At 62.0% G+C, this 12,611-nt stretch carries 13 protein-coding genes; 6 read left to right on the forward strand and 7 right to left on the reverse strand.

What is annotated here, in order from left to right; all coding sequences use genetic code 11:
• Window positions 1-122 precede the first annotated feature (122 nt).
• A complete protein-coding gene (locus ACJD00_RS07885; protein WP_418909227.1) occupies window positions 123-1,577 on the forward strand; it encodes a glyceraldehyde-3-phosphate dehydrogenase in 1,455 nt (484 codons plus the stop codon).
• Between the two features lie 121 nt (window positions 1,578-1,698).
• Window positions 1,699-2,769 carry a winged helix DNA-binding domain-containing protein gene (locus tag ACJD00_RS07890; protein WP_418909228.1) on the forward strand — a complete coding sequence of 357 codons (1,071 nt, stop codon included), beginning with the start codon at window positions 1,699-1,701 and terminating at the stop codon, window positions 2,767-2,769.
• A gap of 25 nt (window positions 2,770-2,794) precedes the next feature.
• On the opposite strand, the gene ACJD00_RS07895 is transcribed toward ACJD00_RS07890, so the two are convergent.
• Both ACJD00_RS07895 and def read right to left on the reverse strand, forming a co-directional pair.
• Window positions 2,795-3,640: an acyltransferase domain-containing protein gene (locus ACJD00_RS07895; RefSeq protein WP_418909229.1), complete on the reverse strand. Its 846-nt coding sequence runs from the start codon at window positions 3,638-3,640 to the stop codon at window positions 2,795-2,797.
• A 9-nt stretch (window positions 3,641-3,649) separates the two neighbouring features.
• Window positions 3,650-4,222: a peptide deformylase gene (gene def / locus ACJD00_RS07900; protein ID WP_309407289.1), complete on the reverse strand. Its 573-nt coding sequence runs from the start codon at window positions 4,220-4,222 to the stop codon at window positions 3,650-3,652.
• A gap of 161 nt (window positions 4,223-4,383) precedes the next feature.
• On the opposite strand from def, the gene ACJD00_RS07905 reads away from it, so the two are divergent.
• Both ACJD00_RS07905 and ACJD00_RS07910 read left to right on the forward strand, forming a co-directional pair.
• Complete coding sequence (locus tag ACJD00_RS07905; RefSeq protein ID WP_418909230.1) at window positions 4,384-5,589, forward strand: NAD(P)/FAD-dependent oxidoreductase; 1,206 nt, start codon at window positions 4,384-4,386, stop codon at window positions 5,587-5,589.
• Between the two features lie 5 nt (window positions 5,590-5,594).
• A complete protein-coding gene (locus ACJD00_RS07910) occupies window positions 5,595-6,515 on the forward strand; it encodes an RNA polymerase sigma-70 factor (protein WP_418909231.1) in 921 nt (306 codons plus the stop codon).
• 15 nt (window positions 6,516-6,530) lie between these two features.
• On the opposite strand, the gene ACJD00_RS07915 is transcribed toward ACJD00_RS07910, so the two are convergent.
• From ACJD00_RS07915 to ACJD00_RS07925, 3 genes are all read right to left on the reverse strand, one after another.
• Window positions 6,531-7,679 carry an acyl-CoA dehydrogenase family protein gene (locus ACJD00_RS07915; protein WP_418909232.1) on the reverse strand — a complete coding sequence of 383 codons (1,149 nt, stop codon included), beginning with the start codon at window positions 7,677-7,679 and terminating at the stop codon, window positions 6,531-6,533.
• Between the two features lie 193 nt (window positions 7,680-7,872).
• Window positions 7,873-8,706 (reverse strand): aldo/keto reductase, encoded by an 834-nt coding sequence (locus ACJD00_RS07920; protein WP_418909233.1) that lies wholly within the window; start codon window positions 8,704-8,706, stop codon window positions 7,873-7,875.
• A gap of 374 nt (window positions 8,707-9,080) precedes the next feature.
• Window positions 9,081-9,593: an SRPBCC domain-containing protein gene (locus ACJD00_RS07925; RefSeq protein ID WP_418909234.1), complete on the reverse strand. Its 513-nt coding sequence runs from the start codon at window positions 9,591-9,593 to the stop codon at window positions 9,081-9,083.
• A 144-nt stretch (window positions 9,594-9,737) separates the two neighbouring features.
• On the opposite strand from ACJD00_RS07925, the gene ACJD00_RS07930 reads away from it, so the two are divergent.
• Complete coding sequence (locus ACJD00_RS07930; RefSeq protein ID WP_418909235.1) at window positions 9,738-10,418, forward strand: phosphoribosyltransferase; 681 nt, start codon at window positions 9,738-9,740, stop codon at window positions 10,416-10,418.
• On the opposite strand, the gene ACJD00_RS07935 is transcribed toward ACJD00_RS07930, so the two are convergent.
• Entirely contained in the window at window positions 10,415-10,897 is a 483-nt protein-coding gene (locus tag ACJD00_RS07935) for an SRPBCC domain-containing protein (RefSeq protein WP_418909236.1), read from the reverse strand. The two genes, ACJD00_RS07930 and ACJD00_RS07935, sit on opposite strands and share 4 nt — an antisense overlap.
• Before the next feature lie 154 nt (window positions 10,898-11,051).
• Between ACJD00_RS07935 and ACJD00_RS07940 the strand changes: the two genes are divergently transcribed.
• Window positions 11,052-11,486: a VOC family protein gene (locus tag ACJD00_RS07940; RefSeq protein ID WP_418909237.1), complete on the forward strand. Its 435-nt coding sequence runs from the start codon at window positions 11,052-11,054 to the stop codon at window positions 11,484-11,486.
• Between the two features lie 734 nt (window positions 11,487-12,220).
• Here the strand turns inward: ACJD00_RS07940 and ACJD00_RS07945 are convergent.
• Window positions 12,221-12,514: a MerR family transcriptional regulator gene (locus ACJD00_RS07945; RefSeq protein ID WP_418909323.1), complete on the reverse strand. Its 294-nt coding sequence runs from the start codon at window positions 12,512-12,514 to the stop codon at window positions 12,221-12,223.
• Window positions 12,515-12,611: the final 97 nt, after the last annotated feature.

Consider the following 12,611-nt stretch of genomic DNA (forward strand, 5'->3'; position numbering starts at 1 on the left):
GATGTACTTTTACGGGGATAGGATCCGCAAACCCCGTACCACCGCAAAAGCAATGGTGCTTCTCACGGTGCCAACCTGCTTCCAGGATCCGGAAGCTGGCTGAAATTTGAAAGGGATTCTCTGTGACCCAGCAGTCTGTCGTAGCCCAGCAGGAATGGAGCGGGCGCGAAGAGCTCGCAGAAGCCATGGTTCCCCTGATTGGACGTCTTTACCGCCACAACAACGTGGTGACCTCCATTTACGGACGCAAGCTCATTAATCAGTCCGCCATCGACATCATCAAGGCCCACCGTGTGGTGCGCCGCATCGACGGTGAAGAGCTGCCACTGGCTTCCACCATGCCGATCCTCGAGGCCCTCGAGTCGTTGAACGTCGGCGCCCTGTCCGTGGACCTCGGACGCTTGAACAAGAAGTTCGTTGAATCCGGCAGCGCTGACCTGACCGAATTCCTGCGTAGCGAACTCGGCGAGAAGGTCGGCCAGGCCGGCGCCGCCGAGGCCAACCCACAGGACGTGGTGCTTTACGGCTTCGGTCGTATCGGCCGCCTGCTGGCTCGCATCCTCATCGAACGTGGCGGTTACGGCCTGAACCTGCGCGCCATCGTGGTACGCAAGGGTGCCGAAAATGACCTGGTCAAGCGCGCCTCGCTGCTACGCCGCGACTCGGTTCACGGTCGCTTCGAAGGCTCGATCACCGTTGACGAGGAAAACAACACCATTCAGGCCAACGGCACGCTGATCCAGGTCATCTACTCGAATGACCCGGCTTCCGTTGACTACACCGCCTACGGCATCAACAACGCCATCGTGGTGGACAACACCGGCAAGTGGCGCGACGAGGCTGGCCTGTCCCAGCACCTCGAGGCCAAGGGTGTTTCGCGCGTGCTGCTGACCGCCCCGGGCAAGGGCGACCTGAAGAACATCGTGCACGGCATCAACGATTCCTGGATTGGCGAGGACGACAAGATCATCACCGCCGCTTCCTGCACCACCAACGCCATCACCCCGGTGCTCAAGGCGCTGAACGACAAGTTCGGGGTCACCCACGGACACGTCGAAACCGTGCACTCCTTCACCAACGATCAGAACCTGATCGACAACTTCCACAAGGGTGAGCGCCGTGGCCGCTCGGCCGCGCTGAACATGGTGATCACCGAAACCGGTGCCGCCAAGGCCGTGGCTAAGGCTCTGCCGGAGTTCGCTGGCAAGCTCACCGGCAACGCCATCCGCGTTCCTACCCCGGATGTGTCCATGGCCATCCTGAACCTGAACCTGGAGAACGAGACCACCAAGGAAGAGCTCAACGCCTACCTGCGTGAAACCTCGCTGACCTCGAACCTGCACAAGCAGATCGACTTCACCGATTCGTCAGAGGTCGTTTCCACCGACTTCGTGGGTTCGCGTCGTGCCGGCATCGTCGATGGTCTGGCGACCATCGTTTCCGGCAAGAATGCCGTGGTTTACGTGTGGTACGACAACGAGTTCGGCTACTCCTGCCAGGTGGTTCGCGTGATCGAGACCATGGCCGGTACCCACCCGGTCGCGGTCCCTGCGCTACAGCAGGCCGCCGCGGTCTAAGCAGACCAACCGCTCGATGGCCGGCCGCACCAACTTTGGTGCGGCCGGCCATCGGCCGTTAACGGGGGAGTCCGAGCCAGCGACGGCCGCGGTACGGGCACGGGCGGCTAGGCTAGGGCACATGGATCAGATCCTCGATAGTCGGCGGGGCACCGATAGGTCGCGGCTGCGCGCCCTGCGGCTACGCAGCCATCTATTAGCGCCCGGCACAGCCCGCGATCGGACGGTCGGTGCGGTCGCCGCCCATATGCTGGCCTCCCAGGCCCAGGACCTCGCCGGAGGGGCGTACGCGCTGAGCTTGCGGCACGGTTCAACGGCGCAGCGTCAGCCAGTGGTGCACGCCTTGGAGCGCGGCGAACTGGTTCGCAGCTGGTTGATGCGTGGAACGCTCCATCTCTGCCAGTCGCAAGATCTTGGATGGCTCGTAAGGCTCAGCGCCCCGCGGGTGGCGCAGAGCGCCGCAACCCGCCGCGCCGACCAACACATCACCGCAACCGTCGTGGATGACGCGGCCGCGCACGTGATGGATCTATTTCGGCGCGAGGGGCGGGCGAGCCGCGAACTGATTCAGCGTCGCTGGCAGGAGGCTGGACTGGACCTGCGCGACGGTCGGGGCTACGCACTGCTCCAGGAACTGTCCTACCGTCTGTTGATTTGCCAAGGTCCGCTGATCGATCCGGGTTCGTGGAGTGCCGGACAGTATTTTGTGCCGGTGCCCGAAGTGGCGACCGCCGGTGCGGAGCCGGCCGATCCGCTGGCCGAGCTGCTTTTAGGGTATTTGCGCGGTCACGGCCCGGCCAGTCTGCGTGATGCCGCATGGTATGCCGGGCACCCGCTTGGTGCGCTGCGTGCGGCGGCCAAGCGACTAGGCGACCGGATCCAGGCCGTCGGAACACATGAAGGGGAGCCGCTCTATCTGCGTACCGAGGACAACGACGCACCTGCGGACCAGCCGGCCGGACGCTACCTGCTGCCGCCCTTTGACGAGTACTACATCTCCTATGCCGATCGGTCATTGGTGGCCGACGGCCAGGCGCAAGCAAGTGTCGGGCCGGGACGCAACGGGATGGTCAAGGCGAGCTGGCTTCGGTCGGGGAGCGTGCTGGGTGCAGCCGGGCCCGATGGCCTGACCCAGTGGCAATCCCAGCAGTGGCAGCGATACCAGCAATATCGTGCGCCGCGTCAAGACTGATGCGGAACCGCCCGGGACTCCTCCTTTATGAGGCCAGCCAACGAAACTCGCCGCGACCGAGGAACCAGGTGCCCTCCGTACGGAGCCGCTCAAGGACTAAGGACTGTAGACCGCTGCGTGCGCTGAGCCGATGCAACCGTCCCATGTCGCGTGTTCCGAAGGTGAAGTAGAGCGCATCCGTGGGCTCCGGGGTGGCCGCACGCGGCTGGAATCGGTGTGCGAAGGAGAGGATATTGCTCGTGGGTTTCATCCGTTCCAGCAACCAAGGGTCGAAAAGCCAGCTGGTGCACACCGCCCGGTCGATGCGTAGCTGCGGAAAATGAGTGCGGAAAAAGGCCGCGGCCCGCGATAGCGAACCGTCCACCGTTGCTGGGGCCAGTGCCTCTCCGGCCGGGATATGTACATCTACTTCCCAGCTGTTCTCGGCGTCGGCGATCCGCCGCAAATGGTACTGCAGCCGCCCGATACGAAAAAGGCTCCCGCTGGCGTGCAGCGAGAGCCAATGCCAAGTCCCAAGACCAGCGTTACCGTGCTCGGCACGGTGCAGCCGGCACTGCTGGCCGAGGTCGGCCAGAGTGGCGGCAACGATTTCTGGGCTCAGCGCGCGGGCCAGTAGCCGGTCGTGGCTTGCGGCGAGTTCCAGAAGCGTGGCTAGTTCCCAGACCCCGGGAGCGGTATGGGTATCTTCGCGTGAGATCGGGGCGGCAGGGAACTCGCCGAACCGCTCGGCCAGTCTCACTCGGGCCAAGAGCAATTGTGAGCGGTCGACGCTGGCATTGAGGTCATGAAAATACGAACGGTCCCGATCATCGACATCGCCTAGGGCGAGTGCACGTTCAACTGCCGATGTCAGGACCGTCGTTTTTGTCATGGCACTAATCTAATGGCCAAACGGGTCTTCGTCAGTACCCGGGAGCCAAGTAATTCCCGGCACGCCCCAGCCCAAGGCCTTCTTGGCCTTCAACCAGCGCTTGTCCCACTTAGGTACCAGCTTGTCGACGTAGAGGTACCCGTCGAGGTGATCGAATTCATGCTGCATAATTCGGGCAAACCACCCGCGCGCCTCGAAAGAGATCGGCTTGCCGAACTCATCGAAGCCTTCAACCTTGGCATAGTCGGCGCGCTTGAGCGGGAAGGAAAGGCCCGGGGCCGAGAGGCAACCTTCGGACTCCTCGTCGACATCCGGTGCGGCACCGGAGATCTTCGAAAGCGTCAGCTTCGGATTGATCAGCACGCCGCGTTCCGGGGCGGTGTCCTGGTCGGCGTAGATGTAGGTGAAAATGCGCAGGCCAATGCCGATTTGTGGGGCTGCAAGGCCGACACCGTTTGCGGCGTCCATGGTCGCGTGCATATCGGCGACTAGGGCGCGTAGCTCGTCATTAAACTCGGTGACTTCGGCGGCGCGCTGATGTAGCACCGGTTCGCCATAGACGGTGATTTGCCGGATGGGCACTTTGGATACGTTCCTCTCGAACAACAAATGGTCTCAGCTAATAGTTTCACGCTCGAACTCAGTTGTGCCAGCGGAGGCCGCAACGCACTCGCCGATACGAAGCCGCAAAAAAATTTTCCGGGACCATGTCACAGATGCTTAGGCGCTCTCGTCTCGTGGATATGAACACTTCAACGGCACAGCTACAGGTATTAGTCATCGGCTCGGGCTTCGCCGGAGCTACCCTCGCGGTTCGACTCAACGGCCGCGGGCGTTCACGGGTTGCGGTGACGGTGGTCAACCCGCGGCTCACCTTCGTCAACCGGTTACGGATGCATCAGGTGGCCACCGGTCAGGTCGTTCCGGCGCAGAGCCTTCAACGCCTCCTCGGCCCGGGGATCAGGCTGATTCAGGGCAGCGTGACGGATCTTGACCCATCCACCGGCTGGGCCACCGTTGATACGGCACAGGGCCCGGAACGGCTGCATTTCGACCGGGTGGTGTTCGCCTCCGGCAGCAGGACTCAGACTCCAGAGCTACCCGGGGCGCATTTGTTGTACGGAGTCGGCGATGTGGACCAGGCCCACCGCCTGCGTGCCGCATTGCGGCGCCTACCCGAAGGGCGGCGTGTGAGTGTGATCGGTAGCGGATTCACCGGTCTTGAAACGGTCACCGAGATCGCCGAGCAACGCCCGGATCTGCAGCTCTCGCTCATCTCCGGTACTGCGGCGGGCGCCTGGTTTTCCGCTCCCGCCGCTCACCGGGTGGACAGCGCCCTGTCCGAACTGCGCATTGCCGAACACCGCGCCCGCGTCGTCGGTATCGACCCGGGGCAGCTCGCGTTGGCCAACGGGCAGCATCTGGATAGTGACCTGAGTATCTGGTGCGGTGGTTTCTCCGCCTACCCGCTCGCGGCCCACTCAGGCCTTGCAGTGGATGACCGTGGAGCCGTACTCACCGATCCCACCCTGCGGTCGATCTCGCATGAACGGGTGCTGGCGGTGGGAGATGCCGGGCACACCGTGCGACCAGACGGAGAGCGCTATTCCATGTCCTGCCAATTTGCCTTCCCCTCGGCTGCCTATGCCGCAGACCTTTTACGCGCCGAAGCCCTCGACCTAGATGTCACCGGGTATCGCGACTTTTCCCTTGGTTTCCTGGCACGTTGTCTGTCTCTGGGGCGTCGCCGAGCCGTGCTCCAACGCACTAACGGTGCCGATCAAGCCAGTGGCTGGGCCCTGACGGGACGCACGGCGGTGGCCGCCAAAAGGCTACAGGTCTCGGCCTTACTGGCGAACATCAGCACCGAACGGCGGTTTCCCGGGACGATGCGCTGGCCGGCGGCGCCAATGGGTCTGGACAGGTCGGGTCACCCGGTGCGAGACTGAGCGCCATGACGCGTACCGCGCAGTTTCTTGAGCTACAGCCCCTGCTTTTCTCCATTGCCTACCGAATCCTCGGGCAGGTAAGTGAGGCCGAGGACGCTGTGCAGGAGGCCTGGGTACGCTACCAGAACATTGTCGACGAGCCGCGCTCGGCTAAATCGTTTCTCTGTGCCGTCGTCACCCGGATCTGCATTGATGTGCAACGCTCGGCGCGGGTGCGCCGTGAACAGTATGTCGGCCCCTGGTTTCCCGAACCGTTGGCACACGACCCATACACCGACCCGGAACGCATGGCGGAATTGAACGACTCACTGAGTTATTCGGCGCTGCTGCTCCTTGAACGTCTCAGCGCCCTAGAGCGTGCCGCCTTCGTGCTCCACGAGGTTTTCGGCTTCGACTACGCCGAAGTGGCCGCGGCGGTGGACCGTAGCGAGCCGGCCTGCCGACAGTTGGTCGCGCGAGCCCGCAAACATGTGCGCGAACCGCGCCCGCGCTTCCGGCCCGACCCGCAGGCCCGGGACGAATTGGCCGCCCGCTTCGTGGAGGCGATGCGCGAGGGCGACCTGACGGGGCTGCGCCAGTTGCTGACCGACGATGTGCGCTTCGTTGGTGACGGAGGCGGCAAGGGACCGGCCTTCGCGCACCCGGTCGAATCGCTGGAACGCGCTGCGCGTCTGGTGCAAGGTTTTGCGGCGCAGTTGGCCACCGGGCTGGTCAACCTGCGGGTGCAGAGTTTCAACGGGCAGCCCGGCGTGCTGATCAGCGACCAGCAGGAACGGGTTGTTGCGGTGATGGTGCTGGAAACCCGCGGTGAGCGCATCGCCCAAGTACGTGCGGTCATCAACCCGGAGAAATTAGGCCATCTCGGAGAGGTGGCGGACGCCTGGGCGTTACGCCACCAAATCCGTGATGAGCTCCGTCGGCGGTGAGCCGCAGACCGCGAGTTACAGCGCGCGCCCGATGGTCTCGCGCATGATTTCGCTGGTTCCGCCGAAGATGGTCAGCAGGCGGGAGGCGGTAAAGGACTGCGCGATCGGGTATTCCATGATGTAGCCGTAGCCGCCATGCAGTTGCAGGGCACGGTCGGTAAGCGTGCGGGCCTTTTCGCTGGCGAAGAGCTTGACCTCTGCGGCCTCTTCGGCGCTGAGCTGCCCCTCGTTGAAGGCCTGCACCGCGCGATCGACAAACACCTCGGTGACATGAGATTCGGTCTTCAAATCCGCCAGCTCGAAGCGGGTGTTCTGGTAGTCGGCAACCAGCTGCCCGAAGGTCGAACGGTTCGAGACGTGCTCCTTGGCCTGTGCGAAGGCAGCGGTGCTAATGGCGCTGGAGGCAACCGCAATGGCCAGTCGGGCCTGCGGCAGATGGGCCTTGACGTACCCTAGGCCCGCCCCGATTTCGCCAACCCGGTCGGCGTCGGACACCCGGACCTCGTCGAAGAACAACTCGGCGGTATCTGAGGCACGTAGCCCCATCTTGTCGAAGGGTTTTCCGTTGCTGTAGCCCTCGGAACGTTCCACCATGAACAAGGTGAAGGAGTCCGCGCCGGCGCGGGTTCCGGAGCCTTCGGTACGGGCCAGCACGAGCGCGGCATCGCCGTGCGCCGCGTTGCCGATAAAGGTTTTCTGACCGGAAATCAACCAGTCGTCACCGTCCCGGACCGCCTTGGTGCGCACTCCGCGCAAATCCGAGCCGGCACCCGGTTCGGTGAACGCGCAGGAGGTGATGGTTGAACCGTCGACCATGCGCGGCAGCCAGCGTTCCTTGAGATCCTGCGAGCCGTGCGCAATTAAGTAGGGCAGCACGAGGTCGTCGTGCAGGTGGAAGGCCAGGGCCACGGCGAGGTGACCGGCGCGCACGAATTCTTCGTCGAGGACGACACGGAAGCGATAGTCATCGATGCCCATCCCGCCGAATTCTTCGGGCACCGCCAGACCCAACAGCCCGTTCTCGCCGGCCGCTTGCCACACTTCGCGAGGAATCCGGTGTTCCTTCTCCCACGAAGCGTAGCCCGGGGCTACCACTCGGGTGTTGAATTCGGCCGCGAGCTCGCGGAACTGGTCGTGGTCCTCTTCGAACAAGTCGCGTTTCACCGTGTTGACCGGTCCTTTCGGGGTAAAGGTCGAAAAATGCTCCCCCAAGAGTCTAGGAGGATCACCGCTGGTTGCGGTGGGTCGGGCCGATCGGCCGGACACACCATGACCATTATTGTCATGTTTGTCATGCACTGGCCAGCGCGGCACGAGAATCGTAAAATCCGTGCGGGTCGGTAGCCGTGTGGCCGAATTAGAGCATCTGAAGTGGAAGTTTACGCTGTGGAGGTGCAAAGGCGTCATCGATGGCCGCGAGCTGCTCAGTGGAGAGCTGTAGTTCGGCCGCCGCGGCATTGAGTTGTACGTGCTCCACGCGAGAGGCCTTCGGTATGGCGATCACCTCACCACTTCGTATCGCCCACGCCACCAATACCTGTGCGGTGGTCGCCGAGAGCTGTTCGGCCACCTCTTGCAGTGCCGGATGCGTCAGTAGGCGACCTTGCTCAATGGGGGAGTACGCCATGGTCCGGATTGCCGGGGATGCGGCGGCATGCGCCGGTAGCAGATCATATTCCACGCCACGCCGACTCGGGTTATACAGCACCTGATTCACCAGGGGGGTCGCCGGGAGTTCCTGAAGGTCATCGACATCGAAATTGCTCACGCCCCATGCGCCAATAAGCCCACGCTCGATCAGGGTTTCAAAGGCATGCACGGTTTCCTCGACGGGGTGTGAACCGGGCCAATGCAGAAGCAACAGATCGATATGGTCGGTGTCCAGCCGTTCGAGGGATCCCTCGCAGGAGGCAATGGTGCCCCGATAGGACGCCTCATAGGGAAGAACCTTGTCTACCAGGAAGACCTCGTCGCGCACGGGGGCGATAGCTTCACCCACCAGTTGCTCGGAGAGCCCGTCTCCATACATGGTGGCGGTATCAATGAGCGTTAGGCCCAGTTCCACGCCACGGCGTAGCGTTGCGATCTCTTCGCGCTGACGGTCGGGCCGCTCGCCCATGAACCAGGTGCCCTGCCCGATGGCGGGCACGCTGCAACCATTGGCCAATTCAACGTGTGGAATAGCAGACATATCCGAAGCCTAAAACACCGGCAGAAGATGCGAGAACTTCATGAATCTGGCTCGCAATCGGCGACTCCTCGGGCGGAAACCTAACCCGCGCTCGCCGGTGCACACCCGGGCCCGCCTGCGAGTGGTAGGCCCGGGGGTATGCCAGAGTCAGGCTACGGGTGAGGATCCCCCAATCAATCATCACAACCGCGGCGACTACGGCCATGCTAGACCCTTAACCCGGAAAAAGCCTCTATTTTTCCTTTGCGTGCACCACAGTGACTTCGACTCCGTCATGCCCCGAACCTCGCATCGAACATAGCTTCGAATATCTGGGTGGTGTGCCACAGAACGTACCAAGAACCGCGGCAATGCGAGATTGGATCGAGGGTGTACTAGTGCTCGGCCGAGTCCGGCGCCTGGTCCTGGAAGTACGCCTGCTGGGCAGGAAAATAATCCTCCCAACTGGGCCGCGGGTCTCCGTTAATCGCGGCGACTAGTTGGTCGAGATAGTATTCCCATCCCGGCCCAATCTCACCGACGCCTTGCGGATCGACCTGATGCATCACGAAGGTCAGTTCACTACCCTTCTCATGCTGGCGCAGTGAAAGCTCCAAATCCCAGTTGCCGTACTCATCCTCGGAGACTAGCCGCAGGTGCTCGGGTTCCTGACAGGCGCGGATCACCATCTGAACCGTTGGGGCACCCTCCTCAAAGGCTAGGGTTACATCGATCGGGTGACCCTCGGCGGCCCACCCGGACCAGGGGCCATACCAGTGTTCGGTGAGCTCCGGATCCGTAAGCCACTCCCAAGCCCGCTCCACGGGAACCGGCAGCTCACGCACTAGCCGTAAGTCGAAACCCTGATCTGAAGAAAGTAGCTGCCCCGTTGGCGTCGGAGAAGACATGAGCTCGATCCTTAGGTAGACCATCCGAATCACGGTGATGACCCGGTCCCTCGATCATAGAATCCCACCGCCGCACACAACAGGGGCAGAATCGATTATTCGCTGCCACTGGACAGCGCTGGTCACCGCGGCCGAGTATGGACTATGGGACAGCAACAACAGAACCTGCCCGCCTACGCCGACCGCCACGATGCCGGACTGCGGCTCGCCGCCGAACTCAGCGCCTATCGCCAGGCCGCCAACGCCCTCATTCTCGGCTTGGCTCGCGGGGGATTGCCCATCGCAGCCACACTGGCCGCTGAATTACACCTACCCTTTGATGCCCTACTGGTGCGTAAGCTCGGCGTGCCCGACTATCCGGAACTTGCCTTCGGGGCCATTGCCGCACATGGGCAACTTCAAGCCGAAGTCATCCTCCCGGAGCTCATCGATTCACTACCCACGGAACTGACCCGACCGGAGCGTCTCGAACGCGTACGCCAGAGCGAAACCGCCGAACTCCACCGGCGACAAAGCGCATATCTGCAAGGGCGCGCTACCGAGGTGACCGGCCAGACCGTTATTCTCTGTGACGACGGATTGGCTACGGGAGCCACCATGGCCGCCGCCATACGGGTGATGCGAATGGCGCACGTCGGGAAGCTCATTGCCGCCATCCCCGTTGGCCCCGAAAGCACCTGCGCCAGCTGTGCCGCGCACTGCGACGAGTTCCACTGCCCGTTGCAGCCAGATGACTTCGGCGCCGTGGGCACCTACTACGAGCACTTCGAGCAACTCGACGACGCCACCGTCCACAATATTTTGCGTCAGGCTGGCTCGACCTAGCCCCGTTCGCGCTCGGCCTGCGCAATCAGGTACTCAGCCAACTGTTCCAGGGACTGACTCATCCCCACATGGTGGTCGGAGGCCGAGATGGATGCCGGGGGATTCTCCGCACTAAAGTTCACCAGCGTCCCGTTCGCGGCCAAAGCAATATCGAAACTCATCGTCATCGCCTCGGTATGCGAACCATCTGGATTCACAAAATGCACGTCAAGAACCACCCGCTCGTGCGGTACCAGTTCCGTATAGTGCCCAACCACCTCATCGGTAGTCGCCGTGCTCTTCCCCAGGCCGGCCTGCCCGGGCGGATAGTGCAGAATCATATGAAATGAACCGCCAGGGCGCGGATCCAGTGCGAGAAACTCGGCTCGCATTCCTGCCGGTGGTAACCATGCCTGAAGCGCGGCCCCGTCGGTCAACGCCTCGTAGACCCGCTCCGGCACGGCGTTGAGCATTCGTTCGGTCGTATCAATGCGTGTCATAGAACTAGCATTGGCCCTCGCCGCCCAAATGGGAAGAGCTACGCACGAAGTCAATCAGTTAGACACGAAGCGCGACCCATTGCGCGCCATGCGTACCAGCGGTAGCGTTCCGACACACCACACAACGACATCGGGATGGAGCGTTCCTGCGCATATGGCTACCGAATTTCAAGTCACCTATGATTGCGCCGATCCAGGACGTCAAGCGACCTTCTGGGCCGAGGCATTGAACTATATCCTTCAACCTCCACCCGAGCCTTTCGAGAGCTGGAGCGCCGCACTCGAAGCATGGGGGATACCACCCGAACTTCACAACGAACGCTCCGCAATCATTGACCCTCACGGGCATGGCCCCAGAATCTTTTTCCAGAAAGTTCCCGAAGGCAAAGATGCTAAAAACCGCGTCCACCTCGATCTGCGTGTTGCTCCCGGACTCGAGGGGGAAACACGAATGGACGCGCTCGAAGATCGCGCACAGTACCTAGAGAAGCGAGGCGCTCGCCGGTTGTACCGGGTCGACCCCGACGGTATCGACGCCGGACACATCACCATGGCCGATCCAGAAGGAAACGAATTTTGTCTGGACTGAGATGTCGATATATTCGCGCAGAACCAGATTCGAACAGGTGTTCGAATAGATTATCTGTGCGTGAGTAGCGCTGCCCGGATGAAGGGCTTCGTGCAGTCGATCTAGCGTCTAGCCCAGGGGGTGTTAGCCTCTGGCACTGCGCGCGTTGCGCAGGATTCACTGTAGGTGCGGAGCACTGAAGTTTGGGGAATCGTGCAATGGTGCTGATTTGACCTCGAAATCCAGTGGCGCGCTATTGGCCAGCTGCCAACGTATCCACACGGGCTTTTCTGGCTCCCTTCCTTTCGGGAAGGGTCGGAGCGTGGGATGAAATCTTCTGTTGCGAACCACTGGCTAGGACGTTGACTTGAGGCCTGTGCCGAATGCCTCGGTCAGGGGGAGGGTTTCCGCCTATTCATTTTGCGCCTGCGTGGCCGGTGGCCCCAGCTGTCGCGATGGGGCCACCTTGGCTCGACCTAACAGGGAGGTTCGCTGGCCACCCAGTCATCCCAACACCACTCTTCGGTCTCTGGATCGAGCAGGATGACGTCGTCGGCCAGCGGCTCTGCGGCAAAATTGATGTCCATTGAATGCGCCCCCTTCCGAAATCGCATCTCACGCGGTCAAAAGACCCCGCGAGAAGCAAAATTGTCGATTGAAGTGAAGCGTGCAACGAGTCAGAGGTCACGAGTATTCCGATCGCGGTCGACGGTTTTGTCCAACGTGGGACGATCCCGTGCTCAGGGAGGCAGCGATTAAGAGCTTAGTCTGTCGAGTTCGGCACGGAGGAGGCGGTTTTCAGTCTCGAGCTCGAGTACATGGCGAATGCCGACGAGGTTCACGCCTGCTTCGAGCAGCTCTATGACGCGCCGAACGATCTGCAGATCGTCTTCGCTGTAGCGGCGGGTGCCACCTGCCGTGCGGCTGGGCTCGAGCAGACCCTTGCGTTCGTAGAGTCGCAAGGTTTGTTCGCCCACGCCGACGAGCTCCGCGGCTACGGTAATTCCGTACACGCCGAGTGAGCTGGTTCGTGACCCCGAATTCTTCACCAAATTTTGCTCCAAACCGCTTGCATCTCTGTGTTCGTTGATGTACAAAATCTATACCACCTGATACAGATTGTCGAGTGGTCCGCAATCGATATGT

The sequence above is a fragment of the Glutamicibacter endophyticus genome, assembly GCF_048457885.1.
Classification (GTDB): Bacteria; Actinomycetota; Actinomycetes; order Actinomycetales; family Micrococcaceae; genus Glutamicibacter; species Glutamicibacter endophyticus.

Bases quoted from the DNA above. Each gene is read 5' to 3' on its own strand.
- ACJD00_RS07890 (WP_418909228.1), top strand. From the start codon at position 1,699: ATGGATCAGATCCTCGATAGTCGGCGGGGCACCGATAGGTCGCGGCTG.
- ACJD00_RS07930 (WP_418909235.1), top strand. From the start codon at position 9,738: ATGGGACAGCAACAACAGAACCTGCCCGCCTACGCCGACCGCCACGAT.
- ACJD00_RS07940 (WP_418909237.1), top strand. From the start codon at position 11,052: ATGGCTACCGAATTTCAAGTCACCTATGATTGCGCCGATCCAGGACGT.
- ACJD00_RS07935 (WP_418909236.1), bottom strand. From the start codon at position 10,897: ATGACACGCATTGATACGACCGAACGAATGCTCAACGCCGTGCCGGAG.
- ACJD00_RS07905 (WP_418909230.1), top strand. From the start codon at position 4,384: ATGAACACTTCAACGGCACAGCTACAGGTATTAGTCATCGGCTCGGGC.
- ACJD00_RS07925 (WP_418909234.1), bottom strand. From the start codon at position 9,593: ATGTCTTCTCCGACGCCAACGGGGCAGCTACTTTCTTCAGATCAGGGT.
- ACJD00_RS07910 (WP_418909231.1), top strand. From the start codon at position 5,595: ATGACGCGTACCGCGCAGTTTCTTGAGCTACAGCCCCTGCTTTTCTCC.
- ACJD00_RS07895 (WP_418909229.1), bottom strand. From the start codon at position 3,640: ATGACAAAAACGACGGTCCTGACATCGGCAGTTGAACGTGCACTCGCC.
- ACJD00_RS07920 (WP_418909233.1), bottom strand. From the start codon at position 8,706: ATGTCTGCTATTCCACACGTTGAATTGGCCAATGGTTGCAGCGTGCCC.